Below are 24,724 nucleotides of genomic sequence, written 5' to 3'. Positions count from 1 at the left end.
CTTTTTCAGCGATTCATGTTCTATACCTATACACCCGAGTTTCGAACGGACGCACGCTCCCTGCGTAATCATCTTCATAATTTCCGATAATCACCTCAATGGAGTCAGCGTTCGAAGGGAGCGGAGCACGGAACGGAATGTCGTTGGCCGAGAAATTATTGATGCAAAGGAGTTCGGTCCCATCGCGCGAGCGCTTGAAGGCATAGACCCAATCACTATTCGTATCGACATCCGCATAAGAGCCGTGAACGATGACGGGATTCGACTTCCGCAATGCGATAAGCTTTCGATAATAATTCAAGACCGACAGAACATCGTCTTCCTGTTTTTCGACGTTGATGGCGGTATAGTTCGGATTGACGGCAATCCATGGCTTCGCCCCGGTGAAGCCCCCGTTAGGTTTGCCCGACCACTGCATTGGCGTGCGGGCGTTATCGCGGCTCTTGCGATGGATGCGTTCCATGAGCGTGGCATCGCTCACACCAGCAGCTCGCTCCTTTTGATACATATTGAGGGTTTCGACACATCGGTAGTCGCCAATCGAGGCAAAGGCGACGTTCGTCATGCCGATTTCTTCCCCTTGGTATACGAAAGGCGTGCCCTGGAGGAGATGGATGCATGTTGCGAGCATCTTGGCAGACTCGCTGTGGTATTTCGCGTCATCGCCGAAGCGGGATACAGCTCTCGGCTGATCATGATTGTTGAGATAGAGGGTGTTCCATCCTTTCCCGGCGAGGCCTCTTTGCCAGGCAGACATAATCTTCCGGAAATGGGGAACCGTCCACCATTCCGGTCCCCACTTTCCACCAGTGCCAGGATCGGCTTCGATATGCTCCCACTGGATTACCATATCCATAACCCCAACCTTGCTGTCGATCAGATCGAGCGCCTGCAAGGGGGTGGCGCCTGGGGCTTCGCCAATCGTGACCAGCGCAGGATCGGACAGCAACACATCGTGGAATTCGCGAAGATATTCCATCATCCGCGGACCATTCATGTAATACTGTGTTGCAGGCTGTCGGCTTCGCGTTGAATCAACCACCGGAGCGTCCGGGAAGTCTGGGGCTTTGGAAATCGTCGTAATTGTGTCGAGACGAAATCCATCGACGCCCTTATCTATCCAAAACTGAACCACATCGAACAGCTCACGCCTGACCTCGGGATTCTCCCAGTTAAGATCCGGCTGCTTGCGGCTATATAGGTGGAGATAGTATTGGCCCGAAGCTTCATCGAACTCCCAGGTGGAGCCGCTAAATACCGATTCCCAATTTGAGGGCTCGCCGTTACCTTTGGCATCTCTCCAAATATAGTAATCTCGATAAGGATTGTCCCGCGACGACCTCGACTCTATGAACCAAGAATGCTCATCGGAGGAATGGTTGAGAACGAGGTCGACAATGACTTTCAGCTCGGCAGCTTTTGCTAAGCTTATGAGCTCATCGAAGTCCGCCATCGTTCCGAACTCGGTCATGATCTGACGATAGTCACTGACGTCATACCCCATGTCGTCATTCGGAGAAGAGCAGATCGGGCCGAGCCAGATTGCATCGACGCCCAGCGACTTGATGTAAGGCAGCTTCTGAATAATGCCCCTCAGATCACCTACGCCGTCGCCGTTCGTGTCCAGGAAGCTTCTGGGGTATATCTGGTAAATGACCGCGGATTTCCACCAAGGGGTTTGCTGCTCGTTTGCTTGGACAGAGTTCATTTCGCTCTCGTATCTGTAATCGATTTCAAATCAGACGGGATCTCGGGGAGGGGGATTTCGCGTCACGCCGCCCCGAGGAACTGCCTGAGTTCCGGGGTCTGCGGGTTTGCAAAGATTTCTTCCGGTGGGCCTATTTCATGCACCTTGCCTTGGTGCATGAAGGCTACGCGATTGCAGACCTCGCGAGCGAATCTCATTTCATGGGTGACCATCGCTAAAGTCATACCCGTTTTCGCGAGGCCCTTAACAACGGCCAGAACCTCCGAAACAAGTTCCGGATCAAGCGCCGATGTGATCTCGTCACAGAGCAAGGCCACGGGATGCATGGCAAGCGCTCGAGCTATGGCGACGCGCTGCTGCTGGCCGCCGGACAGTTCACCAGGCATGGCTTCGAATTTTTCCGCAAGTCCTACCTTCGCAAGCATTTGGCGAGCAATAGCTTCGGCTTCCGAGGCACGTGTGCCACGAACTACCTTCTGCGCCAGCATGACGTTTCGCCCTGCCGACAAATGGGGGAAGAGATTGAACTGCTGGAAGATCATGCCCACCTTCAGCCTCAGTTTTCGCAACTGCGCTTCATTGTAGTCCAGGTATTCGCCGGCAACTTCCACTGTTCCGTCAGAGATTGTCTCAAGGCCGTTGATACACCGGAGGAACGTACTCTTTCCTGAACCACTCTTGCCGATAATGGCCACAACCTCGCCCGCCTCAATCTCGAGGTTGATCCCCTTAAGGACCTCGAGATGGCCATAGCTTTTTCTCAGTTCACGCACTGCGATTATTGGCATTGAGCTTCTCCTCAATCAGCTTGCTCGCCGCCGACAATGGCCAGCAAAGCGCGAAATAGATCAGGGCGACGTAGCCGTAGACGGTGAAAGGCATGAAGGTGGAATTGACGATGACGTTTCCTGCTTGGGCCAACTCCACAAACCCTATGATTGAGGTTAACGCCGTTGCCTTGATGATTTGCACGAGAAAGCCGACCGTAGGAGCGATCGCAACTCTTGTGGCCTGAGGGACGATGACATAGCGCATCTGCTGTAGGCGTCCCATGCCAAGGCTTGCAGACGCTTCCCACTGTCCCTTCGCAATTGATTCAACGCAGCCCCGCCAAATCTCCGCAAGGAAAGCGGCACCCCAACAAATAAGCGCGATACTGGCCGCGGCCCAAGCGGGGAGCTTTAGTCCCACCAAGGCGAGTCCGAAGAAGAACAGGAACAACTGCATCAGGAGAGGCGTGCCTTGGAAGAATTCGATATAGCCCCATGCCAGCTTCCTATAAAATCTGTTTTCGGAGATTCTTGCGAAAAGAAGAACCACTCCCAGGATTCCGCCTCCGAACAGACACACAAGAAATAGTAATGCAGTCCACCGCGTTCCCAAAAGAAGGTTACGAAATATCTCCCAGTTGGTATATTCGATCATGGCGTACTTCCCTTCGAAAAGAAGAACACGGGTACGAGTGCAAGCAATCTTCGAAGCGCCACCGCGAGGAGCAGATATGCGAGCGTTGAAAAGAGATATGTTTCGAACGAGCGGAAATTCCTGGTTTCAATAAAGGACGTCGCGTAACTGAGATCCTGTACGGAAATGAGCGACACTACGGCCGATCCCAGCATCGAAATGACGATTTGCGAGGACAGCGCCGGCCAAACGCGCTGAAGTGCTGGCACAAGCAGGACATAGAAGAAGGTTTCGTTCTTCGACATGCCAAGGCTTACGCCAGCCTCGACCTGGCCCCTCGGCGTCGCATTCAATCCAGCGCGAATGATCTCGGTGCAATAGGCCGCAACATAGAGGATCATTGCCAGGTAGGCAGCCGTTGGTGCCTCCATCTCCACTCCAAGCTGCGGCAGCCCGAAGTATAGGAAGAAGAGTTGGATCATGAACGGTGTGTTGCGGATAGATTCTATGTAGAGTTTTACGGCAGGCCGAAAGACTCTCGGTCCCCACGTAAGAACCCACGCTAGAAGGATACCCAAAAGCATCCCAAACGCTGAACTGACGACCGCCAGCTCCAGCGTGACGAAGATGCATTTGGCGAGCAAACCGGCGTATTCGCCTATCCAGCTGAAACTAAACATCTTGTTCCTCGCTTGGCCAATAGCGAAAGCTATTGGCCAGTTGCTCAGTTGCGAAGATCTTGCGGCAAATCCGCGTGCATCCACTTTTGCGAGATCGCGTTAAGGCTTCCGTCAGCTTTGGCCGACTTGATGATCTTGTTGACGGCCTCGAGCAGCGCCGGTTCGCCTTTTTTTAGGCCGATAAAGCAAGGCGACTTGTTGATTACGAACTTAACCTCCATCTTCTTCCTTTGGTCCGTCTCCATGAGAGACGCGGCAACGACGTTGCCCGTGGCTATAGCTTGCACCTGCCCAGCAAAATATGCGCTATAGGCAGCGGCGCTGCCGTCGTAGCGGCGAATGTCAGCGTCTGCAGGGGCGATCTTCGATAGTTCAAGGTCCTCGATCGTGCCTTTGGTAACGCCGACTTTGACTTGGGAAAGTTCCTCGGCCTTCGTCACTTTAAGGTCCGGTGGACCAAAAACCCCATTGAAGAAAGGCGCATAGGCGTCGGTGAAGTCGATCACCTTTTCACGCTCCGGGTTCTTGCCCAGGCTCGAGATGACGAGCGCGACCCTGCCCGACTCGATGAAGGGAACCCGGTTCGAGCCCGCAACCGGAACAAGTTCCACGGTTACTCCGAGCCCCTTGCCGATCAATTCGGCCATTTCGACATCGTAACCCACACGCGTGCCGTCCGGGCCTACCATGCCGAAGGGCGGTACATCTTGCGGGACGCCGATCTGTATCACGCCCTCCTTCTTGATGTCATCGAGGACATCAGCCTTGGCGGCCAAGGCCGAGAGAGCAACGGCAGTCGTCATCGCAATGCCGGTAAGAATTCTTTTGACGTTCATTTTATTCCCCTTTTGTTTTGTTGGTCCCCATGACCGAACATTCGTTTCGCTATGCCGCTTTCCCAGGCGGCTCGAAATTGGCTATGAATTGAAGGAGCGCTTGGGCGCACCCCTCGAGATCTTCGACAGAGACCGACTCGGCAGGGTTGTGGCTGATACCGCCAGCGCATCGAACGAAGATCATGCCGATATCGGAGACTTTGCTCATCCAAATACCGTCGTGCCCCGCTCCGCTTGGCAAAACCGGGCAAGCTCCCTGAACTCGGTCAATTGCTTCAACGATCTGATTTTGCAGCCACTCCGAGCATGGAGTGGTCTGACGCTGCGCGAGGGTGAATTCTGGTTGGACCTTCCGATGCGCGCAGATTTCCGCAACGCATTCGCGGATCAGTACGACGGTGTTCCGGCGCACTTCGTCATCGAGCGACCGGATATCTACGGCGAAGGACGTTTTTCCAGGAATGACGTTGCTGGAGCCCGGCTCGACGTCGACATACCCAACCGTTGCCACTGCCCCGGTTTTTGCAGCGATCGTCTCAATACCCAAGATGCATTCCGATGCAGCGACCAGCGCGTCTCGACGCCCTTGCATTGGAACTGTACCTGCATGTCCTGCTTCGCCGCGCAGGACGATCTCCAACTTGCTGGCGCCGACTATTCCTGAGACGCATCCGAGACCATGACCGAGCCGTTCCAGGACCGGGCCTTGCTCGATATGCAATTCGACATACGCCAGGATTTCGTCAGGACGCCTCACAGCGGTCTGCATGCGATCCGCGTCGAGGCCGGAGGCGGTAAGCGCCTGTAATGCCAAGACGCCGTTTTCATCTGCGCGAAGCAGTTCGGCAGCGTCGAAACTGCCGGCGACCACCCGACTGCCGACGATGCTCGTCCCGAATCTGACGCCCTCTTCATCGCAAAATCCAATGACCTCGATCGCGAACGGAAAACGAGCACCCCGGCGGTTCAGTTGATCGACGCATTCAATAGCCGCGACGACCCCGAGCATACCGTCATAACGGCCAGCGTCCCGAACAGTATCGAGATGCGATCCCAAGACCAGTGCGGGGAGACTGCCTCGATGACCTTCATAGCGGCCAATGATATTGGCGCCGGCATCCTGCCAGACAGTCATCCCTGCGTCCTGCATCCAGTCCCGCACCAATGCATTCGCTGCGGCGAGTTCAGGAGAAAGAGGGAAGCGTGCTAACGCTCCCTTCTCTGCCGAAAATTGCTCTAGCAACTGCAGTCTGCTTTCGATTCTGCTTCCGCAAGCCAGCGAGTTATCGGAACTATCATGCATGCGCGACCACCGCTCGAGTAACTGGTTGGATTTCAACTTCAAGGGAGGACCGCGGTGATGATGACCTCAACCTGGTCGCCATCGGGCATGATCGACTGAACGAACGAGCGAACCGGACCGCAACCTTCGGGCATCCATTCGCGCCAGATGGCATCGAATTCGGGTTTGCGATCATGGTTGGTGACAACCACTTCAGCTTTCACAATTCTTGAACGGTCGGTCCCGCCTTCAGCCAGCCGCTTGTCGACCTCTGCCAAGATGTCGTGCGTCTGGCCAGGCAGATCCTTGGACGTGTCCGGCGGGCCGGCGACGCACCAAACAAAGCCGCCGCCACCCGGAAGCTTGTAGATAGTGAGGCGTGATTTTCCGTTTTCAATGGGATGCCGAACGATGTCATTACCTGCCAACTCAAATTTCCTCTTCTTTCTTTAGAAATATCGCCTAAAGCTCAACAAACTACATGCATGACGGCGCATTAATACCTGGATATACTTTATTTAACCTCCGATATATCACTGTAATACGCCGAATATACACTAATGACTTCATATCTATCCTTGTCGGACGTCATTGAAATCGATTACAAGAGTTAGTCATTTCTCTCTAATAGTCAAGCGGATTCGCGCCGCTGCCATCCGTGACTGCAAGCGAAAATTATGCCATTGATATTTATACGTAATTTTTTCTGCCTGGAGCGACGGGCAGTCGAGCTATGCAGCGCCTATTGCTGCCAGCCGCTCAAGGCCTTCGCCAAGAAACCGGTCTGGACCGCCGATCCGGTCCACGCGCCCTATGCGCGCGCCTCGGAAAAGCTGCGCCCGAACGGCTATGCCGGCCCGCTCGGCTACGCCTCGGCGGCAACCATGGCCGACTACGTTCTGGTCGACATGTATGCCACCGCCCCGTCGTGATGACCTTCTCGGTGCTTTTCACCTTTACCGATTTCCAGCTGATCTACGTGCTGACCAAGGGCGGGCCGGTCAACGCCACACATCTGATGGCGACGCTGTCGTTCCAGCGCGGCATTCCCGGCGGCCAGCTTGGCGAGGGTGCGGCGATCGCCGTCGCCATGGTACCCTTCCTGCTCGGCGCGATCATGTTCAGCTTCTTCGGCCTGCAACGGCGCAAATGGCAGCAGGGCGGCCAGGATTAGGAGAATGACGATGTCGACACATTCCAACACAGCCGATCGGGCCAACACAGCCGATCAGGTCGTGACCGACAATGCCGAAGGCATGAGCTATCTGAACCGCCTGCCGCGGCGGATCGTGATGCTCTATCTGCCGATGGCGGTTTTCGTCTTCGTGCTGCTCTTCCCGTTCTACTGGATGGCGATCACCGCGGTGAAACCCAACGAGCAGCTGACCGACTATACCAATTACAGCCCGTTCTGGGTGGTGGGGCCGACGATTGCGCACATCAAATATCTGTTCCTAGAAACATCCTATCCGGGCTGGCTGTGGAACACGATGCTGGTCGCGGTCTGCTCCACCTTCCTCTCGCTGGTGGCGTCTGTCCTCGGCGCCTATGCGATCGAGCGCGTCCGCTTTACCGGCTCGCGCTCCGTCGGCCTGGTGATCTTCCTCGCTTATCTCGTGCCGCCGTCGATCCTCTTCATCCCGCTTGCCTTCATCGTCTTCAAACTCGGGATCTACGATTCCCGGCTGGCGCTGATCTTCACCTATCCGACCTTCCTCATTCCCTTCTGATCCTCTACTCGTTCTTCGTGGATTATTACGTGTCCTCGATGACCGGGGCGGTGAAGGAGTGACGGCTGCAAACGGCATGCCGAACCCCATTCAGCGGCCACAACGTCGAGCATGGGCCTTCCGACGACACGTGGTATAGTTCAATTTCGGTCGTCCGTCCGGACGACGCGATAGAGGAATTATTCCATGGGAGACCAGAAACGCCCGCTGCAGCCTGGAGAAGCGGCGCCCGCATTCGCACTGGCCTCGGCCAACTTCAACGGTACGGTCTCTTTCGCCGACTTGAGCGGCCGCCCGTTCCTGATCGGCTTCTTTCGCGGGCTGCACTGCCCATTCTGCCGGCGTCAGCTGGAACAGCTTGCCGGCGTCGAGCCGACGCTGCGCGCCGCCGGGGTGGAGATCGTGGCCGTTATCAATACGCCGGTCGAACGTGCCCGCCTGTATTTCCGTCACCGGCCGACGCCGATAACGCTTCTATGCGACCCCGACTGCCGCACGCATCGCGCCTACGGTGTGCCGCATGCCGAGTTCCTGCCCGAAGGCAGCCGCGAGCAGCCCGAATGGCCCTATAGCGCAACGATGGCGCAGTTCCAGGCGGTACGCATCAACCCCACCGGCGAACTGCCGGAACCGCTGCACCCGATGGAAGCCAACACGATACTCAACGCCGAGGACGGCTTCGAACTTACCGAAGCCGATCATGCGATCTTTGCGAACCACGGGACCCAGCTCGTCGGACACTTCCTGGTCAATGCGAAGGGCATCATCGGCTGGGCGCAAATAGAGGGGCTCATCGAACCGAATAGCCTCTCCGTCTTCCCGACCGCGGCGGAGATCATCGCCGCCGCCGGCAGCCTTGACCGCTGACCTGCAGCGAACGGTCGGCCGGCCTTGCATGTTGTTATCCGGGAACCGCCGCACCGGCGACATGCATTTGCCGATCACGACCGCTCCACCAGCAGACCTGACGCCAAGGCCTGAAAAGCCTCGACTGCCCTCGGCAGCACGCTTTGCGGATTTTTGCTGGCGGCAATCCAGAGAGCCGCATTGAGCGCCGCGCCGCTCAGCAACCGGGCAGTCGCCTCTGCGTCAAGCGGCTTGAGGATGCCTTGGGCGATCAGGCGCTCCACGGTGCTCTTGGTCACCTGCAGACAGGTATTCTGGCTCGGCCACTGCGAGGGATCGCCTAAGGCCGCAGGTCCGTCGAGCAGAACGATGCGTTGAACTTCCGGATTGAGCGCCATCTCGATATAGGACGCACCCTCGGCGAGCAGGCCCTGCCAGTCGCTGCCCGCCCGAACCCCGATCTCCTTGGCGCGCGCTGCCATCTCCGTGTCGATCTGCTCGACAACCGCCGCCAAGAGCCCGCGCTTGTCTCCGAAGCTGTGGTAGAGCGCGCCCCGTGTGAGACCGGCGTCCGCCGTCAGCTCGTCCATCGAGGCTGCGGCGTAACCCTTCTCGGCAAACGCCTTTCGCGCAGCGGCTATCAACTTGAGGCGGTTTTCCTGCATCGATTCGCTCCGTCTCGTCGCCATTCAACTTCTCCAATTCGCATACGCCGCGTATATTTGTTTGACATACGCCGCGCATGCCAGATATTACACATACGCACCGTATACCAAATCCCGCATGATCTTGTGAAGGGTATCGGTCGCTGTCACCAACAAAGAGAGACCAAAATGACCCAACGCGAAGCAATCTTTCCTGCCGACAGGCACGCTCTCTACGAAGAGCACGGCTATTCCGCCGCCATCCGATCGGGCGATCTGCTGTTTGTATCCGGACAGGTCGGCAGCCGTTCGGACGGAACACCCGAACCCGATTTCGAAAGCCAGGTAAGGCTGGCCTTTGAAAATCTGAAGGCGACGCTCAGCGCAGCCGGCTGCACGCTGGACGATATCGTCGATGTCACCAGCTTCCACACCGACCCTGAAAACCAGTTCGCAACCATCATGGCCGTCAAGCAGGAGGTTTTCAACAAGCCGCCCTATCCGAATTGGACGGCGCTCGGCGTCAACTGGCTCGCCGGCTTCGATTTCGAGATAAAGGTCATCGCCCGTATTCCGGCGGGCAACTGACATCGAAACCCCGGCTGCACGGGAGCAGCCTCCGCGCCAGGCTTGCGATCAAGCCTGGCACGCAACCTTCAGCAAGTTGCCGTTCTCGCCCGGAACTTGCCGACATCGCCAGCCGCTCCTATCTCATATCCACCGGACTGACGGAGCAGCGAGATGACGGACCTTGTAGCTGACACTCAATTCGAGACGACAATCGAGATCATTCCTCCGGAAGACACCAAAGAGCGGCCGGACGGTCGTGCGTGCCTGTGTTGCCGGCGCCGGCGCCAATGGATGGACGATGACGGCTGCGGCATCTGCGAGGAATGCCTTGCCTCGTGACGAACGCGGAAGGGGCACCATGCGATGGCAATCCGCAGCGCCGGACTTCTCATCTATCGGCGTGCGTCCAAGGACCTCGAAATTCTTCTCGTTCATCCGGGCGGTCCCTTTTGGGCTCGGAAGGACGAGGCTGCCTGGTCGATCCCGAAGGGATTGGTCGAACCGGAAGAGGATGAACTGGCGGCGGCAATAAGGGAGACGGCCGAGGAACTCGGCGTCACGGTCGACGGCATGTTCACGCCGCTCGGCGAATATCGGCAGCCCGGCGGCAAGATCGTCGTCGTCTGGTCGGTCGAAGCCGATCCGATATTGGACGTGAACGCGATACGAAGCTCTGAATTCCAAATGGAATGGCCGCCGAAATCGGGCCGGGTCAAGAGCTTTCCGGAGGTTGATCGCGCCGCTTGGTTTTCCCCGGCCGAGGCAGAGACAAAGCTGTTGAAAGGGCAGCGACCGATGCTTGCCGAGCTCCTGATGCGCCAGACATGATCGGGCAAAATGAGTGAATGCGCCGCCCGTCTCGCTGCACGCATGCGTGAAATGCGCGGCAGCCATGCGTTGCTTCTGAAGAATCCCTCCCTATCTGACAGTCAAAGCCACCTCTCAAATCGAGAAAATCGGCGCTGCGACCCGCCTTGGGCACGCGCGAGGAGACGATCATGAATGGCATTTCGAAAACTCTGAACGACATGACGCTTGTCGAGCGGTCGAGCTTGCTTGACACCGTCGCCAATGCCCTTGAGGCAACCGCCGAGGAGGCCGAAGATGCGGGCGACGCCCGCTTTGTCGCCAACTCCATCTGCATCGCCAATACGATCCGAGGACTATCCGGGGAACTGGCGCCGCGCGACCTGCGGGCGGCCGAGCTGCTTCTCGAACAGGCTATCATGCTCGTCCACCAATTTTCCAACAGGGTAAAACCAGACGGAATGGTTCATTAGCGCCATGCGCATAGCGGGCCGGCAGAGCCGGCCCGTCCGCAATCACTGCTGCTCGATCGGCGCCGGCACCGCAGCCGGTGCAGCCGGCCGTCCGAGCCGGTCGGCGACCAGCATCGACAGCATCATTTCCACAAGGCCATTGGCGGCGCCTTTTTCGCCACCGGCGCCGCCGACCTGGATCTGCGGCACGAGCGGCAGCCGGCCGTTTTCGATCGCCTCGGCAAAACGCATCAGCACCTGCGAATGGAGCTGATAATCCGGCCCACCGAAGGCCGCGACCTTCTTCTCCGTGGCTTCTGCTTCCGCCAGACCGACGGCGCGCACCTTCTGGGCATCCGCCAAACCGGTCGCCTTGATGCGCTCGGCATCGGCAAGTGCGATCGACTTGATCCGGTCGGCCTCACCCAGGCCGGCGAGGCGCACCTTTTCCGCTTCGGCCTTGGCGGTCACCTGAATGGTTTCCGCCTGCTGGCGGGTGCGAGCGAGCTGCGCCTTGCCTTCGTTCTCGCTGATCTCGATGGTGAGCGCCGATGTCGTGATCTTCGCCTGCTGTTCGGCGAGCGCTTCCTTCTCGCGCAATGTGCGCTCCTGGATCGCCGCCGCCTCCTGCAATTTGTAGGTCTCGACCTTTTCGACGGCGATCTGACGCTCGCGCAGCTGGATCAAGATCTGCTCGATGCTGTTCTGGCCGTTACTGGCCCGCGGCGTGCCGATCAACACTTCCTGCAGTTCGAGGCTGTAGGAGTTAAACTTCTCGCGCATTTCGTCGCCGGATTTGCGCTGGATTTCGCTGCGCTCCTGCAGCAGTTCGATCAGGGTCTTGGTCTGGGCGATATTCTTGAAATAGGCCGAGACCATCGGATCGAGCGTCTGTTCGACGAGGCGTTTGATATCGCCGAAACGCTGCACGACGAGGGGCGCCTTCATATAGTCGATATGCACGACGACCGAGAGCGGCAGCACCGGTTCGAACGCATCCTTGGTGATCAGCGACACTTCGGAAAGGTTCTCGTCCAGCCTGTGTTCGCCGAACTGTTCCTTCGTCCATTTGAGCACGAAGTTGGTGGTCGGCACGATGATGATATTGCCGGCATAGGTGTTGAACGCATATTTGCCCGGCAGCAGCGGCGTCGACCAGACACCGCGCGCGCCCGTCTCGACCAGTTCGCCGTGGCGATAGGACTGGCCTGAGATATCGGCGCTTCGCCGCCCGGTATAGGAGACGACGACACCCACCGTGCCGACGTCGATGATCGTCTTCTCCACAAGTTCGACGGTCGCGAAGATTCGGTTGAGGAAATAACTGCCGTCGGCAAGCACCTGCAATTGCCGGCCGCGATAACCGCCGGCATTGAGAAACTTCTCCGGGTCCTGGAAGTTGTTATGAAAGTTCGGATCTTTCGGATTGTTGGCAACGGTCGGGGCGATGATCTCGCCATCCGGCAACGCCGGACCGTCATGGATGGTAACGACGCCGATCAGGTCCTCGGCGTCATGAATGACGACGGGCTCGAAGCCGTTGCGCTCGGTGATCAAGGTCGACATGTCGGCAAACAGTCTTTGTTCCGAAGCGTTCAGATTGACGGCATAGGTCGATTGCGCCGTCAGCACGATGAACTGCGCAAGATTGATGGCATAGGTGCCCTCGCGCAGGATCTTGCGCTGCGGCCCCTTCTGGCCGCCCTTTGTCAGAAAGCCGCGCACATCCTGAAAATCATCGGCGTCGACATTCGAGGCAAGCGTCTGGGTCGGCGGCAACGGCTCGCCATCGCGGGCGAAGACATAGCCGATCTGGCCCTGCGGAATGGTCACGAGATTGGCGCGGTGCATCGAATACTGGAACGGCATGAAGAAATGCAGGCCGCCGCGCACGACTTCCGGCTGGAAGCCGGCCTCGCCATAGAGCGCAATGAAGCCAGTATCGACGGAGCCGCGAAAACTCCACAGCTTTTCGAGAATGCCGAGCCTGTCGTTGGGGATATAGCGGATCACGCCGCTCCACCGGAACAGGGTTGCCATCACGATGAGCGCAACGGCGATTCCGATCGCCTTCCACCCCATCGGGCTCAGATATTGTAAGGTATCCATCTTTTCTCTCGTATGGGCGCACGGGTTCGTTCCACCCGATGGCTGCCCGGTTGGTGTTGGTTGATAAGACGGGGAGATGGCGCGCCTGTTCGTTCGACGCACCTAGGGTGTATCGAATGCTTGGCTGCTCATTTCTGGGAAAAACGACCGCGCGTCCCGAGTCCCCAATGAGGGGCGGCGTGGTCGTGAGTGATCTTACATCGGTGTCGCCTTGATAGACATGACGATGAAGGACGTAGGGATTACGCCTTAAGGTTTAAAGATGCTCGATGCAGAAATCAGGCAAGCACTTTCAACGATTTCGATATTTCGAGCATTCAATTCTACTGATGTATGGCATTTCAGCTTATTCGTTTCGGTGCCGGACTTTTCGCACAGCGGTCACGACATTCGTCGGCACACAGAAGTCCCGCTCGCCGTCGCACTATGTCTGCGGCTCGGATCCGCTCAAGGCAGTAATCATCCAGTTGAACAAGATGTGGAGATAATTTGGTCATCGGCATGGTGGCATGCGGTCAGCAGGCCCGGAGCCGGCGTCCTCGCCATCAACATTGGTTCCTGTTCGGCGCAGATCGATGTGGCCTTCCAGCAGCGGGTCCGGAAGCGGCATCCGCTGGGCGGGTTGACCGGGCTCGGAAACTCGCCCTGCAGCACGATGCGTTTGCGCTTCCCGCGAAGCCTTGGATCCGGTGTCGGTACCGCGGAAAGCAAGGCCTGGGTGTAAGGATGAGCCGGCGCGCTGAAAATGGAATGCTTCGGCCCGGTCTCTATGATCTTGCCAAGATACATGACCATGACGCGGTCTGATATATGGCGCACCACGGCGAGATCATGCGCGACGAAAAGCATCGTCAGATTGCGTTCGCGCTTCAGCTTGGCCAGCAGGTTGATGACCTGCGCCTGGACGGAAACGTCGAGGGCCGAAACCGGTTCATCGCAGACGAGGAGCGTCGGATTGAGCGCAAGAGCGCGAGCAATACCGAGACGCTGCCGCTGGCCACCTGAAAATTCGGAAGGGTAGCGGTCCGCATGTTCGCCACGCAGACCGACGGATTCCAGCAGCTTGACTGTCTCTTCCCGCCAGCGTGCCTTCGGCATGACACCACGGTGCAGCGCCCAGGGCTCCGAGATCAGTCGGTCGACCCGCATGCGGGGATTGAGCGACTGGTAGGGATCCTGGAACACGACCTGCATCCTGCGGCGCAACTCGTGCAAGTGCCGGCCGCTGCTCGTGGTGATATCGACGCCGTCAAGCAAAGCGCTGCCACCGGTTGCCGGTCCGAGCTTCAGCAACGTGCGCACCAGCGAGGTCTTGCCGCAGCCGCTCTCGCCGACGAGGCCCAACGTCTCCCCCGCTGCAATATCGAAGCTGACATCATCGACAGCGCGCACCGGAGCCGATGCGCCGCCGAAATGCCGGGAGAGATTTTGGACTTTAAGAAGCGGTTCGGTCATGTTGGCGATACCGGAAAGTGGCAGGCGACCTGACGGTCCGCTCCCACGGTTTCAAGGTGAGGGACAACCTCGCAACAGAGTTTCTCTGCGCGCGGACAGCGTGTCCTGAATGCACAGCCGGAGGGGAGGGCGACAGGATTGGGCGCGGAGCCGGGGATCGGCACCAGTTCCTCCTCGTCCGTATCCATCCGCGGCTGCGAGGCAAGCAATCCAACGCTGTATGGATGCCTGGCGCTCTCGAAGAGTTCGAAGACGCTTGCGGTCTCGACGATGCGGCCGGCATACATGACCGCCACCCGGTCCGCGAGTTCTGCTACGACCCCCAAGTCGTGGGTGATGAAAATCATGCCGGCACCGCTGCGTTTGCGAATGGCGTCCAGAAGATCGACCACTTGCGCCTGAATCGTCACGTCGAGAGCCGTCGTCGGCTCGTCTGCAATGATGACGTCCGGTTCGAGCGCCACGGCCATTGCGATCATGATGCGCTGACGCATGCCGCCGGAAAACTCGTGCGGATATTGCCGCGCCCGGCGTTCGGCGTCAGGAATGCCGATGGCAGTCAGGAGATCGATTACGGCTTTTTCCACGCCGCCTTCCGGGGTGCGGCCATGGATGCGAAACATTTCGGCGATTTGCCAGCCGACGGGATAAACCGGATTGAGCGCCGCAAGCGCATCCTGGAAGATCAGCGCGATCCGGTCGCCGCAAACATCGCGTCGCTCCTGCCGCGGGAGCTGTAAAAGCTCGGAGCCATCGAAGCAGATCGACCCATGGTCGATCACCCCCGGAGGATTGGGAACGAGATCCATGATGGCCGAGGCTGTCACCGATTTTCCGCAGCCGCTCTCACCCAGAAGCGCCAGAACCTCGCCGCGGTTAAGCGAAAAGGAGACGCCGTTGAGGGCGAGGATGCGCCCGGCCGCCGTGTCGAAACTGACCCGCAGGTCCTTGACCTCAAGAAGTGCCATCAACGCCTCCTGCTCACAAGCCGCCAGTGCTGCGACGGGTCGTTGACGATCCGGAACCAGTTGGCGAGGAGGTTGAACGACATGGTGGTGAACATGACGGCCAGACCAGGGAAAAAGCCGAGCCACCAGGCTGACGACAGGTATCCCTGGCCCTGGGCTACCATCAGTCCCCAACTGACCGCAGGCGGCTGGATGCCGAGGCCAAGATAGCTCAGGCCGGATTCAAAAAGCATAACCATGGCGAGATTCACGGAGGCGAGTGTCAGCATGGTGGGAGCGACGCTCGGCAGGATATGATTGCGCAGGATCCACGCCGGTCCGGCCCCGAAGACGAGCGCGGCGTCGACGAAAAGCCGTTCCCGGACCTCCAGCGTTTCAGCTCTTGCGACACGGACATAAGCCGGCATGCGGGTGACGGCCAGCACGATCACTAGATTGCTGACGCTTGGGCCGAACAAATAGAGGCCGAAGAGCGCCACCAGAAGGGTTGGGAAGCCGAGGATGACGTCGCAGATCCGCATGATGATATTGCCGACAATGCCGCCGAAATAACCCGCAATCACACCAAGCAGCGTCCCGCCGATCAGGCTCGTCAACACGGTCGTGAGGGCGATCCCAATCGTCGTCGAAGCAGCCTCGATGAGACGGATAACGAGCGGCCGTCCGAGCGCGTCAGCCCCCAACCACAAAGTCCAGGACTGGCCGAAGTCGAAGGGCGGCAGGTTGCGCGCCTTAAGCGAGATGCGGTTTTCGCCCAGGAGCTCCAGGCTATCGGTGAGGATGGCAAACATGACGATCAGTAGCCAGATCGTTGAAGCCATCGCCATCGGGTCACCCGCGAGCGCGCGCGCGAGCCACAGGATACGGCGGCTACGGCGCTCGCGGACCGGGAGGAGTTCGGCGGACGCCTCGGTCATTCGACCCTCACGCGCGGATCGATCGAGGCATAGAGCATGTCGACCAGGATGTTGATGAAGAAGATGACGACAGCGACCGCGAAGATCGATGCCTGGACGACGGCGAAGTCGCGCTTGAGGATGCCGTCAATCAGAAGCTTGCCGATCCCCGGAAACCCGAAGACCACCTCAACGACGCCGCCGCCGCCGGCAAACTGAGCGGCAAGGTCGCCGGTAACGGTGACCGCGGGCAGGAGAGCGTTTCGGAGCGCATGCACGAAGGTAACTCGTCCGTCGCGCGCGCCCTTGGCCCGTGCGGTCCGCACGAAGGTCGCGTTCAGCGCTTCGATCATCGAGCCACGGATAATCTGCACCAGGGTCCCGAAAGGCCTGGCAAAAAGACAGGCGATCGGCAGTACCCAGTAGATCGGGCCGCCGAAGCCCGATGTCGGCAAGAGACGGAAGGTGACCGCGAATAAAAGCACGCCCATCAGGCCGAGCCAGAAATCCGGCACGCTGGCGGCGGCCTGCGACAGCAGGTTGACGCCACGATCGATCCAGCCGCCGGCATTCAAGGCGGCGAGGGATCCGATGACGACAGCGGCGCCGAAGGCCAGGGTCAATGCAATGGCGCCGAGCGCCAGCGTGTTGGGCAGCGCTTCCAATACCACATCCATGGCCGGCCGGTTGTGCCAGAGCGACACCCCGAAATCGAGTCTGACGATGTCCCAGGCCCAATCAAGGAATTGTGCCGGAAGCGAACCGTCGAGGCCGAGACGGACGCGCATGGCTTCGCGCGCCGCATCCGAGGCATCGACCGGCAGGTAGAGATCGACAGGATCCCCCGTCAGCCGCACCAGGAAAAAGGCGGATGTCATCAGCGCTGCAAGCGCAAGCGCCGCGAAGCCCGCTCGTTTCAGGAAGTATATGAAGGACATCCGCTCTCCTCAGGCGACGTTCAGGCCGTCAGGGCGACGGTCAGCGATAGCTGACCGATTTCAGCTTGATTTCATTGCCGGCCTGCACATCGAGGCTGTAGTTCACGTTCTCGGCGACGCGGGCGATCGTGACCATGTGAAAGAGCGGCGCGATGTTGACCGCATCGACGGCGATGTATCTGAACGCTTCCTGGAACAGTTTCTTGCGCTCATCTCCAGTCGCCTTGGCGGCGTCGGCAATCAGCTTGTCGAGCTTGGCGTCCGCGATGGTCGACTGGTTGCCATCGCTGGTGAAGCGGTTCGGCAGCGTGAACACCGCGTCGCCTTCGGTATTGTCGATCTGCGTCTGAAGGATCGACGGCTGACGCTCCTTGTCCCACGGCTTCAGCAGCCGTTTCAGCCATGGGCTGGTCTCCAGCATTTCTAGTCTTGCGTTGAAGCCGGCATCTGCCAACATTGCCTGAATGGCTTCCAGGCTTTCCGACGAGTTGGGATAGATGCCGATGCGGCCGTAGATGACGATTTCCTTGTCGACCGGCACGCCATCCGTCTTGGCTGCGGCAAGCAGGGACTTTGCTTTTTCCGGATCGTATGTCCAGACCGGGATATCGGGGTTGAAACCGAATACCGACGGCGGCACGACCTGCATCGCTTTTTGAGCGTTTTCGTGAAAAATGGTGCCGATAAGCCCATCCCGGTCGATCGCCAGATTGAGGGCTTCGCGCACGCGCTTGTCGTTGAAGGGTGGGATCTGGGCATCGATCCTCAGAAGCGAGGTCTCTGCATTCGGGAAGGCGTGATCCTGTTTCGTCGCGCCATCCTGAGGCGCTATTTCATAAGCGATCTGCGCCTCACCGGTATCCACCATTGCAGCGCGAACGGCCGACTCGGCGCGCCAGATGATCGTCGCATGCTTGATCGGCGGCTTCTCGCCCCAATAACCTCCGTAGGCTGAAAGCGTGACCGATTGTCCGGGCGTCCACGCCGTCAGCTGGTAGGGGCCGGTACCGGCAGGAGCACGCGTCTTGCCGTCGCTTGGTGTCGCGGGCGAGCCGATGTCCAATGCTGACATCTTGTTCGGCAGGATCGGCTCGACGACGTCTGTTTTGATAAGGACGGTAGTCGGGTTCACGGCCACTGCGGTAAACTTGACGCCCTTCAACGTCGCAAGTCCGACTTCGCAGGCAAGAGGCGGGTCCTGCGCCCGCTTAAGAGCCGCAACAACCGCGTCGGCATCGAACGTCTTGCCATCGTGAAACGTCACACCTTCGCGCAGCTTGAATTCCCAAGTAAGTGCGTCCACTTGCCGCCAATCGGTGGCGAGGCTCGCAACCACCGACCCGTCCTTGGGGTTGAGATTGACGAGTGCCTCCGTGATATTGTTGTGCACCACGCGGGAGTTGCCGGAAAGATCGGTATCGCATGGGTCGAGCGACTTGGGCTCGTCGGTCACGACGACCGTCAGCTTGTCCGGAGCCGAATATGCTGGGAGCGCAGCACCCAGCAACAACGCTATACCCGCGCTCACCACATTGATCTTCATGGTCACGTCCATTGAAAGCCTCCTCCTATCCAGCGAGCAGCATCTAGCCAGCCATGATGCCAAGGTTTCGAAAGCCATCCCGGGCACCGCCACAAGCGGGCATTCAAATGGCTTTACTTCCTCCCGTAAGCGGTTAGTGTCAAATGTGACACTTTAGGCGAAGCATGCGCGCCCTGCTCGCCAGAGTCAAGGATGTTAATTCAGATATGGATTTTATAGTTCATGATTGAACCGAAGCATGGCTCCCCCATTGTTGAAAAGACCGCGCACCTGCTCGAAGCGGTCGCCGATGCCAAGACGGGTATCTCCCTTGGCGCCTTGGTAGATCAACTCGGAGTGCCGCGGTCGACGGTTTATCGCATCCTCAACTCGCTAACCGCGCATGGGCTGGTGGCTCGGGTGAAGGGCGGGGCCTCCTACGAACTTGGGCCCAAATTTGTGGAGCTCGCACGGCGCATTTCGCCTGGCGCGGACAGGGCGACGCTGATCGAGACCGCAAGGCCGATCCTGGCGGCTGCAGCCGACCGGATTTACGAATCCTTTCGACTGGCTGCGCCTGAAGGCAATGAAATGATGACGATTTTTGCAGCCTCCAGCCCCGGCGATTACGCCCTTTTCATAAAAGTCGGAGGGCGCTCTCGAAAACACGTCGGAGCCGCCGGGAAACTTGCTCTTGCTTATTCCGACTATAACGAGATCGAAGTCTACTGCGCCGGCGGGCTGGAGGCCAGGACACCCTATACCATCACCGACCCGGAGGCGCTGAAGGAGGCGCTCGTCGACATTCGCCGCAATGGCATGGCTGAGGACAACCAGGAATCCAATCTCGGTTTGCGCGCTATCGCGGCTCCTGTATTCGATTCCGGCGGCCGCCTGGTGGCGACGATTAGCGTGCCATTTATCGGTGAAGCAACACCGGACCGGGCTCGCTCAATCAAGCGCGAGGTCGTCGAGGGGGCTGCGGCACTTACGAGGGCCATCAACGGTGCCCACCCTCTATCCAAATCCGAATTATAAATTTCTATATTGAACTAATGTAATTTTGTGTTAGATCTCTCCGCAGATATGGAGGATCTCATGACGGCTTTGGACCCATCAGTTTACGCTAAACTCCTGCGCACAAATTCGGCGAACCTCAGCACATTATTGTTGAAGCGCGGACTGAGGAACACTGCGGTTCGTGGCGTCCGACCGCTCGCGGGGCTCGACAAACCGATGATCGGCCCAGCCGTTACCGTTCGCTACATCCCCGCACGGGAAGACATCGACGGATCGACTTACAGTTCCGATCCGTCGAACCAGCAGCGCAAGGCAATCGATACGATTCCGGAAGGCCATGTTCTCGTATTCGATTGCCGTTCTGTGGCTGAGATTGCGGGCATCGGCGCGATGCTCGCCCGTCGGTTGGTCTACCGCGGCTGCGCCGGCCTTGTGCTGGACGGGGGCGTCCGTGACACGGCCGACATTGTCCATCTGCGGCTTCCCACCTATTGCATGGGGCCGGCGGCCCCTGCCAATTTGGTCGCGCACCACGCGTCGGATATGAACCAGCCGATCGCCTGCGGCGGCGTCGCGGTTTATCCGGACGACATTATTTTCGGCGACAGCGAAGCCGTGATCGTCATTCCGCGGGTATATGTGAACGAAATCGCCGACGAAGCGGTTGCGATGGAGGAGCAGGAAGAGTTCCTCAAGCTGGAAATCGAGTCCGGCAAATCGACTTTGGGCGTATATCCGCCGAACAAGGAGACACTGGAGCGGTTCGAAGCGTGGCGCAAAGCCCGGTAGCGTGCCCAAGGTTCTGCAAATTTCGCCGAGACCATGATTGAAGATAAGACTGCCGTCGGCGCCGTCAAAAATATTCTGCTTTCAAACCCCGATGGGCGAAATCTGCATTGCCGGCAGGCTCTGTCAGGCCTGTCGGCAATCCGGCCATCAGTCAGCCTTTTTGCGATAGAGCAATGTCATGAGCGCAAGGACGCATCCGACAGCTCCGACAGTTGCGAAGATGTAGAAATTCCACTGCGGCGCCAGGCCGGCACCCAGGACAGCACCGCCAATGGCCGGTCCTATCATGCCGCCGATACGGCCGATGCCGAGCGAGAAGCCGAGGCCGGTTCCACGGATCTCGACCGGATAGAGGTTTCCAACGAGAATGTTGGCGAGGATTTGCGTGCCGATCGTTCCCGTCCCCGCCAGTGCGACGAGGCCGTAGACCTGCAGGCCCTGATCCACTTGCGTCAGCAGCCAGATCGAGCAGGCTCCGAGCAGAAACATGCCTGCGACGACAATCTTGACATTGCCGCGGTCGGCAATCCTCGCGCCGATCAGCAGGCCGACTGCGGCTCCGAGATTGAGGGTTACCGAAAAGAGGAGGGCGGAACCGAGGTCATAGCCCATCTTGTTCATGATGGTCGGAAGCCAGTTGACCATACCGAATGTCAGCAGCAGCGAACAGAAGTGGATGCCCCATGCGTTCAAGGTCGGCAGCAGGCGACCTTCGGAAAACAGCGACCGGATGCCGACCTGTACAATAGGCTTGGCGATAGGATTGGGCAGTCCGTACTGGTCTGCGATCTGGTTGGCTTCGCTCTGGCGGTTCTTCGTTGCCAGCCATTCTGGAGATTCAGGGATGAGGCGGACGAAGAAAGGCAGAAGCAGGATCGGTGCGCCGCCGATGATCATCAGCGGACGCCATCCGTATTTCTGTATCAGCAACATTCCGAGGATGCCCGAAATGATGCCGCCGGCGAGATAACCGAGAAGCGCAATAGAATAGGCCATCGCCTTCCGCTTCGGCGGAGAAAACTCGATGATCAATGCGGTTACCGTCGGAAAAAGAGCGCCAAGGCCCAGACCGGCAAGAAAGCGTGTGCCCTCGAAAACGGGAAAGTTCGGCGCCAGTCCGCTGCCGATCATCATGATGGAGAAGCTCAGCAGACTGCCGATGATGACCTTGCGGCGTCCGATCCTGTCAGCGAGCGTTCCCGCAACGAGAGCACCGAGCAGCATGCCGAACAGGGTGATGGCGGCAGCGCGTCCGACCATGCCGGGCGTCAGGCCCCAACTGGCTTCGGCGAGCAATGCCGGAGCGACTGCGCCGTAAACGATCAGGTCATAGCCGTCGAACAGGATCAGCAGACCGCAAAGCGCGATGATGATATTCGGGCTGCGAACGCGTTCCTTGAAAATAGCGAGATCTTGTATGGCCAATTTTCCCTCCCCATACATCTGAGTACAGGAAGTCCGCTCCTGCCAGTGGCAGGTCCGCGTTCAATCCATGTACAAATCCTCCTCGGTCATTGCCGGCGTGGTTCCTCCCAGCGCCAGACTTACCCACGAGCGGGCGATGTCAAGACAATGACGACACGCTATTAAATACTTGCGAATAAAATATTTGCAACTGCAAACTTCTCAGCCGGCAGCTTTTCCCTTTTGGGATATTGCCGGCAGGTTGGCGTGCATGCGGCGCAGCGCATTCTTCAGGGCTGCGACCTCCTCGTCCGACATGCCCTGAACCGCAGTGCGTTCAAGCTCCACGGCAAGCGGCATCAGCTTTTCGGTCAGCGCCTCGCCCTGCGGGGTCAGTCTGACGATGACGATACGGCCATTGTCTTCCGGACGTGTTCTCGACACCAGCTTGCGCTTGGCCAACGTGCCGACGAGGCGTGACAGCGTCGAGATCTCGACGGAGACGACGTCGGCGAGATCTCCAAGCGTGCTCTCCCGGCGCTCCTTGAGCATGGCCAGAACCCGGTACATCGCCACGCTGAGATTGTCTTCGGCAATTCTCTGCGAGAACACCTCGGCTATCCGCACGCCGGCGCGGTTGAGAAGATAAGGAACGGAATCGGTAAGTTTGTACATGTCTCTGTCTGCTGGCAGGATTCGGCTTACTGAGGACTCTCTCCGACATGCACTTAAATTGCCGGGATGACAACATGATAGGCTTTCAGCCGCCGAGAACGGCAGGGCAGACCAGACATTTTCCCGCCCGAGTTATAAATTTGCATTGACAATAGTTGCGTATGCAATAATTTGAAGCCCGAGGAGACACGGAGGAAATCATGTCTGCCACTGCTGCCCTCGGCATAGCGCCGGCCCCCGCACCGATCAGCGATGCGTTTCGATCGACCATGCGCCGTTTCCCTGCGACGGTGACGGTCATTTCCGCCTGTCGCAACGGTGCGGATCATGGAATGACGGCAACGGCCGTCACATCGCTTTCGATGGATCCGCCCTCTCTGCTCATCTGCCTGAACAATCGCACCTACCTGCATGACATGCTGCTTGAAGTGCCGGAATTCGCGGTCAGCATTCTGACCGACAGGCAAGCCGCCGTATCGGAAGGTTTCAGCGGCAAGATTGCGCCCGAGCGCCGGTTCGACGCTGCCGATTGGGTTCGCCATGAGCGCGGCATGATGGTGCTGGGCACCGCCCATGCCTCAGTCGTCTGCCGCCGCATGGGCGTCGTCCCTTATGGAACGCACACGATCTTCATCGGGCAGGTGGTGGATACTCGTCTTTCCCAAGACACCGTCGCGCTGATGTACGAGAACTCGAAATATTGCGCGCCACAGCACGCGCTTCCCGCATCCCAGAACTGAAGGTCGTTCCATGAACAATACAGCCGCCCTGTTTCCCGCCTCGGCGCGGGTCGAGACCGCATGTCTTGCCGATCGCATCATCCCGGTGCTGGACGAAATCCGTGCCGGTGCGCGCGATACGGAAAAATCCGGCCGCGTGCCGGCCCGCAATATCGATCTGCTGCGCTCGGCCGGCTATTTCGATATCGTCAAGCCTGCCCGTTTCGGCGGCGCCGAAGGATCGTTTGCCGAGCTTGTCGATGCCAATATCGAACTGTCGTCGGCCTGTGCCTCCACCGGCTGGGTGGCCGGCCTGCTTTCCGCGCATCAATGGCTGCTCGCCATGTTCGACGAAAGGGTTCAGCAGGACGTGTGGGGCGGCAATCCGGATGCGCTGCTCTGCGGTTCCTATGCGCCGGTCCGCATGGCTGACCGTGTCGAGGGTGGTTTTCGGCTATCCGGCGACTGGGCCTTTGCCAGCGGATGCGAAAATGCAGGATGGGCGCTCTGTGCGGCGATCATTCCGCCGAAAGGCGAGGGGGAGCGTCCGGTGCCGGCGTTTCTTCTGGTTCCCGCCGGCGATTATACCATTGCCGAGACCTGGGATGTCGTCGGCCTCGCCGGCACCGGCTCGAAGAGCCTGATCCTCGAAGAGGTCTTCGTTCCAGAATACCGCATGCTGAGCTTTGCGGATGCGACCTCCGGCAGAACGCCGGGCGGGCGTGGCTACAAGGGCATCGGCCTTTTCAACATTCCGCTCCTCATGGGCATTCCCTTCTGCCTCGGCAGCGCCGCCGTCGGTGCGGCGAAGGGCGCACTCGACAGCTATATCGGCCACATCGGGACCCGCGTGACACGGGGTGCGGTTGCCGGTGGCAACAACAAGATCGCGGAGTTTCCGACGATCCAGCTTCGCGTGGCGGAAGCCTCCGCATCCGTCGACGCCGCCCGCGAAATCCTTCTGCGCGATATTGCCCGGGCGCAGCAATTGGCCCAGGCCCGCGAGGATGGCGCCGCCGAAATCACCGAGGAAGATCGGATTCTCGCCCGCCGCAGCCAATCCTTTGCGGTCAGCCTGGCGCTTCGGGCCGTGGAGGCACTCAATGCATCGACAGGCGGCCTCGGCCTGCAGATGTCCAACCCGGTTCAGCGCGCCTGGCGTGACGCAAATGCCGTCGGGCGCCACATTTCCATGAACTGGGATGCCGTCGGCACCATGGTCGGCCAGCAGCTGCTCGGCCTTCCGCCCAAGGGACAATTCTGACCCGCC

Annotated in this window: 24 protein-coding genes and 3 pseudogenes; 11 read left to right on the top strand and 16 right to left on the bottom strand. The window is 58.9% G+C overall.

Translation table 11 applies throughout. From position 1 onward, the window contains the following. Window positions 1–13: 13 nt before the first annotated feature. The 7 genes from ATY75_RS30360 to ATY75_RS30330 all read right to left on the bottom strand — a co-directional run bounded on the left by ATY75_RS30360 (window position 14) and on the right by ATY75_RS30330 (window position 6,338). On the bottom strand, window positions 14–1,708 hold the full coding sequence (locus ATY75_RS30360) for an alpha-glucosidase (protein ID WP_088940320.1): 1,695 nt from the start codon (window positions 1,706–1,708) through the stop codon (window positions 14–16). 62 nt (window positions 1,709–1,770) lie between these two features. Beyond that, window positions 1,771–2,496, bottom strand: a complete 726-nt coding sequence (locus ATY75_RS30355; protein WP_088940319.1) for an amino acid ABC transporter ATP-binding protein — start codon at window positions 2,494–2,496, stop codon at window positions 1,771–1,773. Next, entirely contained in the window at window positions 2,474–3,133 is a 660-nt protein-coding gene (locus ATY75_RS30350) for an amino acid ABC transporter permease (RefSeq protein ID WP_064843507.1), read from the bottom strand. The genes ATY75_RS30355 and ATY75_RS30350 overlap by 23 nt, the downstream gene beginning before the upstream one ends. Beyond that, window positions 3,130–3,792 carry an amino acid ABC transporter permease gene (locus tag ATY75_RS30345; RefSeq protein ID WP_088940318.1) on the bottom strand — a complete coding sequence of 221 codons (663 nt, stop codon included), beginning with the start codon at window positions 3,790–3,792 and terminating at the stop codon, window positions 3,130–3,132. The genes ATY75_RS30350 and ATY75_RS30345 overlap by 4 nt, the downstream gene beginning before the upstream one ends. A 44-nt stretch (window positions 3,793–3,836) precedes the next feature. After that, window positions 3,837–4,628: a transporter substrate-binding domain-containing protein gene (locus ATY75_RS30340; protein ID WP_088940317.1), complete on the bottom strand. Its 792-nt coding sequence runs from the start codon at window positions 4,626–4,628 to the stop codon at window positions 3,837–3,839. Between the two features lie 49 nt (window positions 4,629–4,677). Then, window positions 4,678–5,931 carry an allantoate amidohydrolase gene (locus ATY75_RS30335; protein WP_088940316.1) on the bottom strand — a complete coding sequence of 418 codons (1,254 nt, stop codon included), beginning with the start codon at window positions 5,929–5,931 and terminating at the stop codon, window positions 4,678–4,680. A gap of 38 nt (window positions 5,932–5,969) precedes the next feature. Continuing rightward, complete coding sequence (locus ATY75_RS30330; protein ID WP_088940315.1) at window positions 5,970–6,338, bottom strand: RidA family protein; 369 nt, start codon at window positions 6,336–6,338, stop codon at window positions 5,970–5,972. A 309-nt stretch (window positions 6,339–6,647) separates the two neighbouring features. On the opposite strand from ATY75_RS30330, the pseudogene ATY75_RS30325 reads away from it, so the two are divergent. The 4 genes and pseudogenes from ATY75_RS30325 to ATY75_RS30310 all read left to right on the top strand — a co-directional run. After that, window positions 6,648–6,827, top strand: a pseudogene (locus ATY75_RS30325) (carbohydrate ABC transporter substrate-binding protein); the annotation flags it as partial. Window positions 6,828–6,835: 8 nt separating this feature from the next. Continuing rightward, window positions 6,836–7,084, top strand: a pseudogene (locus ATY75_RS30320) (sugar ABC transporter permease); the annotation flags it as partial. A 10-nt stretch (window positions 7,085–7,094) separates the two neighbouring features. Then, a pseudogene (locus ATY75_RS30315) lies at window positions 7,095–7,637 on the top strand (carbohydrate ABC transporter permease); the annotation flags it as partial. Between the two features lie 189 nt (window positions 7,638–7,826). Continuing rightward, a complete protein-coding gene (locus tag ATY75_RS30310; protein WP_088940314.1) occupies window positions 7,827–8,507 on the top strand; it encodes a redoxin domain-containing protein in 681 nt (226 codons plus the stop codon). Window positions 8,508–8,581: 74 nt separating this feature from the next. On the opposite strand, the gene ATY75_RS30305 is transcribed toward ATY75_RS30310, so the two are convergent. Continuing rightward, complete coding sequence (locus ATY75_RS30305) at window positions 8,582–9,175, bottom strand: TetR/AcrR family transcriptional regulator (RefSeq protein ID WP_088940313.1); 594 nt, start codon at window positions 9,173–9,175, stop codon at window positions 8,582–8,584. 144 nt (window positions 9,176–9,319) lie between these two features. On the opposite strand from ATY75_RS30305, the gene ATY75_RS30300 reads away from it, so the two are divergent. The 3 genes from ATY75_RS30300 to ATY75_RS30290 all read left to right on the top strand — a co-directional run bounded on the left by ATY75_RS30300 (window position 9,320) and on the right by ATY75_RS30290 (window position 10,980). After that, window positions 9,320–9,718 carry a RidA family protein gene (locus ATY75_RS30300; protein WP_088940312.1) on the top strand — a complete coding sequence of 133 codons (399 nt, stop codon included), beginning with the start codon at window positions 9,320–9,322 and terminating at the stop codon, window positions 9,716–9,718. 345 nt (window positions 9,719–10,063) lie between these two features. Further along, window positions 10,064–10,528, top strand: coding sequence for an NUDIX domain-containing protein (locus tag ATY75_RS30295; protein WP_088940311.1), 465 nt, complete (start codon window positions 10,064–10,066; stop codon window positions 10,526–10,528). 170 nt (window positions 10,529–10,698) lie between these two features. Beyond that, complete coding sequence (locus tag ATY75_RS30290; protein ID WP_088940385.1) at window positions 10,699–10,980, top strand: hypothetical protein; 282 nt, start codon at window positions 10,699–10,701, stop codon at window positions 10,978–10,980. Between the two features lie 42 nt (window positions 10,981–11,022). Here the strand turns inward: ATY75_RS30290 and ATY75_RS30285 are convergent, their stop codons facing one another. The 6 genes from ATY75_RS30285 to ATY75_RS30260 form a co-directional block, all read right to left on the bottom strand. Continuing rightward, complete coding sequence (locus ATY75_RS30285; protein WP_088940310.1) at window positions 11,023–13,068, bottom strand: flotillin family protein; 2,046 nt, start codon at window positions 13,066–13,068, stop codon at window positions 11,023–11,025. A 459-nt stretch (window positions 13,069–13,527) separates the two neighbouring features. Next, a complete protein-coding gene (locus ATY75_RS30280) occupies window positions 13,528–14,523 on the bottom strand; it encodes an oligopeptide/dipeptide ABC transporter ATP-binding protein (protein ID WP_088940309.1) in 996 nt (331 codons plus the stop codon). Beyond that, the gene (locus tag ATY75_RS30275) at window positions 14,520–15,491 is read right to left on the bottom strand and encodes an ABC transporter ATP-binding protein (protein ID WP_088940308.1); all 972 of its coding nucleotides are present in this window, start codon (window positions 15,489–15,491) and stop codon (window positions 14,520–14,522) included. Before ATY75_RS30275 ends, ATY75_RS30280 begins: the two co-directional genes overlap by 4 nt. After that, window positions 15,491–16,408 carry an ABC transporter permease gene (locus ATY75_RS30270; RefSeq protein WP_064843479.1) on the bottom strand — a complete coding sequence of 306 codons (918 nt, stop codon included), beginning with the start codon at window positions 16,406–16,408 and terminating at the stop codon, window positions 15,491–15,493. Before ATY75_RS30270 ends, ATY75_RS30275 begins: the two co-directional genes overlap by 1 nt. Then, window positions 16,405–17,325: an ABC transporter permease gene (locus ATY75_RS30265; protein WP_064843475.1), complete on the bottom strand. Its 921-nt coding sequence runs from the start codon at window positions 17,323–17,325 to the stop codon at window positions 16,405–16,407. Before ATY75_RS30265 ends, ATY75_RS30270 begins: the two co-directional genes overlap by 4 nt. A gap of 40 nt (window positions 17,326–17,365) precedes the next feature. Beyond that, entirely contained in the window at window positions 17,366–18,880 is a 1,515-nt protein-coding gene (locus ATY75_RS30260; RefSeq protein WP_088940307.1) for an ABC transporter substrate-binding protein, read from the bottom strand. A 210-nt stretch (window positions 18,881–19,090) separates the two neighbouring features. On the opposite strand from ATY75_RS30260, the gene ATY75_RS30255 reads away from it, so the two are divergent. Next, the gene (locus ATY75_RS30255) at window positions 19,091–19,885 is read left to right on the top strand and encodes an IclR family transcriptional regulator (protein WP_088940306.1); all 795 of its coding nucleotides are present in this window, start codon (window positions 19,091–19,093) and stop codon (window positions 19,883–19,885) included. A gap of 60 nt (window positions 19,886–19,945) precedes the next feature. Then, window positions 19,946–20,656, top strand: a complete 711-nt coding sequence (locus ATY75_RS30250) for a ribonuclease activity regulator RraA (protein WP_088940305.1) — start codon at window positions 19,946–19,948, stop codon at window positions 20,654–20,656. A 147-nt stretch (window positions 20,657–20,803) separates the two neighbouring features. Here ATY75_RS30250 and ATY75_RS30245 read toward each other — a convergent pair whose 3' ends face one another. Further along, window positions 20,804–22,099, bottom strand: a complete 1,296-nt coding sequence (locus ATY75_RS30245) for an aromatic acid/H+ symport family MFS transporter (RefSeq protein ID WP_190241454.1) — start codon at window positions 22,097–22,099, stop codon at window positions 20,804–20,806. Window positions 22,100–22,282: 183 nt separating this feature from the next. Then, window positions 22,283–22,735: a MarR family transcriptional regulator gene (locus ATY75_RS30240; RefSeq protein WP_088940303.1), complete on the bottom strand. Its 453-nt coding sequence runs from the start codon at window positions 22,733–22,735 to the stop codon at window positions 22,283–22,285. A 200-nt stretch (window positions 22,736–22,935) separates the two neighbouring features. Between ATY75_RS30240 and ATY75_RS30235 the strand changes: the two genes are divergently transcribed. Both ATY75_RS30235 and ATY75_RS30230 read left to right on the top strand, forming a co-directional pair. Continuing rightward, window positions 22,936–23,475 (top strand): flavin reductase family protein, encoded by a 540-nt coding sequence (locus ATY75_RS30235; protein WP_088940302.1) that lies wholly within the window; start codon window positions 22,936–22,938, stop codon window positions 23,473–23,475. Between the two features lie 10 nt (window positions 23,476–23,485). Continuing rightward, window positions 23,486–24,718, top strand: a complete 1,233-nt coding sequence (locus ATY75_RS30230; protein ID WP_088940301.1) for a flavin-dependent monooxygenase — start codon at window positions 23,486–23,488, stop codon at window positions 24,716–24,718. Window positions 24,719–24,724 lie beyond the last annotated feature (6 nt).

The organism is Rhizobium sp. N122 (assembly GCF_002211295.1).
Taxonomy (GTDB): Bacteria; Pseudomonadota; Alphaproteobacteria; order Rhizobiales; family Rhizobiaceae; genus Rhizobium.
Note: the sequence above shows the minus strand (reverse complement) of the source record. Positions and strands in the feature narration are given on the sequence as shown.

Coding starts and splice junctions, on each gene's coding strand:
- ATY75_RS30360 (WP_088940320.1), bottom strand. CDS start 1,708: ATGAACTCTGTCCAAGCAAACGAGCAGCAAACCCCTTGGTGGAAATCC.
- ATY75_RS30355 (WP_088940319.1), bottom strand. CDS start 2,496: ATGCCAATAATCGCAGTGCGTGAACTGAGAAAAAGCTATGGCCATCTC.
- ATY75_RS30350 (WP_064843507.1), bottom strand. CDS start 3,133: ATGATCGAATATACCAACTGGGAGATATTTCGTAACCTTCTTTTGGGA.
- ATY75_RS30345 (WP_088940318.1), bottom strand. CDS start 3,792: ATGTTTAGTTTCAGCTGGATAGGCGAATACGCCGGTTTGCTCGCCAAA.
- ATY75_RS30340 (WP_088940317.1), bottom strand. CDS start 4,628: ATGAACGTCAAAAGAATTCTTACCGGCATTGCGATGACGACTGCCGTT.
- ATY75_RS30335 (WP_088940316.1), bottom strand. CDS start 5,931: ATGCATGATAGTTCCGATAACTCGCTGGCTTGCGGAAGCAGAATCGAA.
- ATY75_RS30310 (WP_088940314.1), top strand. CDS start 7,827: ATGGGAGACCAGAAACGCCCGCTGCAGCCTGGAGAAGCGGCGCCCGCA.
- ATY75_RS30305 (WP_088940313.1), bottom strand. CDS start 9,175: ATGGCGACGAGACGGAGCGAATCGATGCAGGAAAACCGCCTCAAGTTG.
- ATY75_RS30300 (WP_088940312.1), top strand. CDS start 9,320: ATGACCCAACGCGAAGCAATCTTTCCTGCCGACAGGCACGCTCTCTAC.
- ATY75_RS30295 (WP_088940311.1), top strand. CDS start 10,064: ATGGCAATCCGCAGCGCCGGACTTCTCATCTATCGGCGTGCGTCCAAG.
- ATY75_RS30290 (WP_088940385.1), top strand. CDS start 10,699: ATGAATGGCATTTCGAAAACTCTGAACGACATGACGCTTGTCGAGCGG.
- ATY75_RS30285 (WP_088940310.1), bottom strand. CDS start 13,068: ATGGATACCTTACAATATCTGAGCCCGATGGGGTGGAAGGCGATCGGA.
- ATY75_RS30280 (WP_088940309.1), bottom strand. CDS start 14,523: ATGACCGAACCGCTTCTTAAAGTCCAAAATCTCTCCCGGCATTTCGGC.
- ATY75_RS30275 (WP_088940308.1), bottom strand. CDS start 15,491: ATGGCACTTCTTGAGGTCAAGGACCTGCGGGTCAGTTTCGACACGGCG.
- ATY75_RS30270 (WP_064843479.1), bottom strand. CDS start 16,408: ATGACCGAGGCGTCCGCCGAACTCCTCCCGGTCCGCGAGCGCCGTAGC.
- ATY75_RS30265 (WP_064843475.1), bottom strand. CDS start 17,325: ATGTCCTTCATATACTTCCTGAAACGAGCGGGCTTCGCGGCGCTTGCG.
- ATY75_RS30260 (WP_088940307.1), bottom strand. CDS start 18,880: ATGGACGTGACCATGAAGATCAATGTGGTGAGCGCGGGTATAGCGTTG.
- ATY75_RS30255 (WP_088940306.1), top strand. CDS start 19,091: ATGATTGAACCGAAGCATGGCTCCCCCATTGTTGAAAAGACCGCGCAC.
- ATY75_RS30250 (WP_088940305.1), top strand. CDS start 19,946: ATGACGGCTTTGGACCCATCAGTTTACGCTAAACTCCTGCGCACAAAT.
- ATY75_RS30245 (WP_190241454.1), bottom strand. CDS start 22,099: ATGTATGGGGAGGGAAAATTGGCCATACAAGATCTCGCTATTTTCAAG.
- ATY75_RS30240 (WP_088940303.1), bottom strand. CDS start 22,735: ATGTACAAACTTACCGATTCCGTTCCTTATCTTCTCAACCGCGCCGGC.
- ATY75_RS30235 (WP_088940302.1), top strand. CDS start 22,936: ATGTCTGCCACTGCTGCCCTCGGCATAGCGCCGGCCCCCGCACCGATC.
- ATY75_RS30230 (WP_088940301.1), top strand. CDS start 23,486: ATGAACAATACAGCCGCCCTGTTTCCCGCCTCGGCGCGGGTCGAGACC.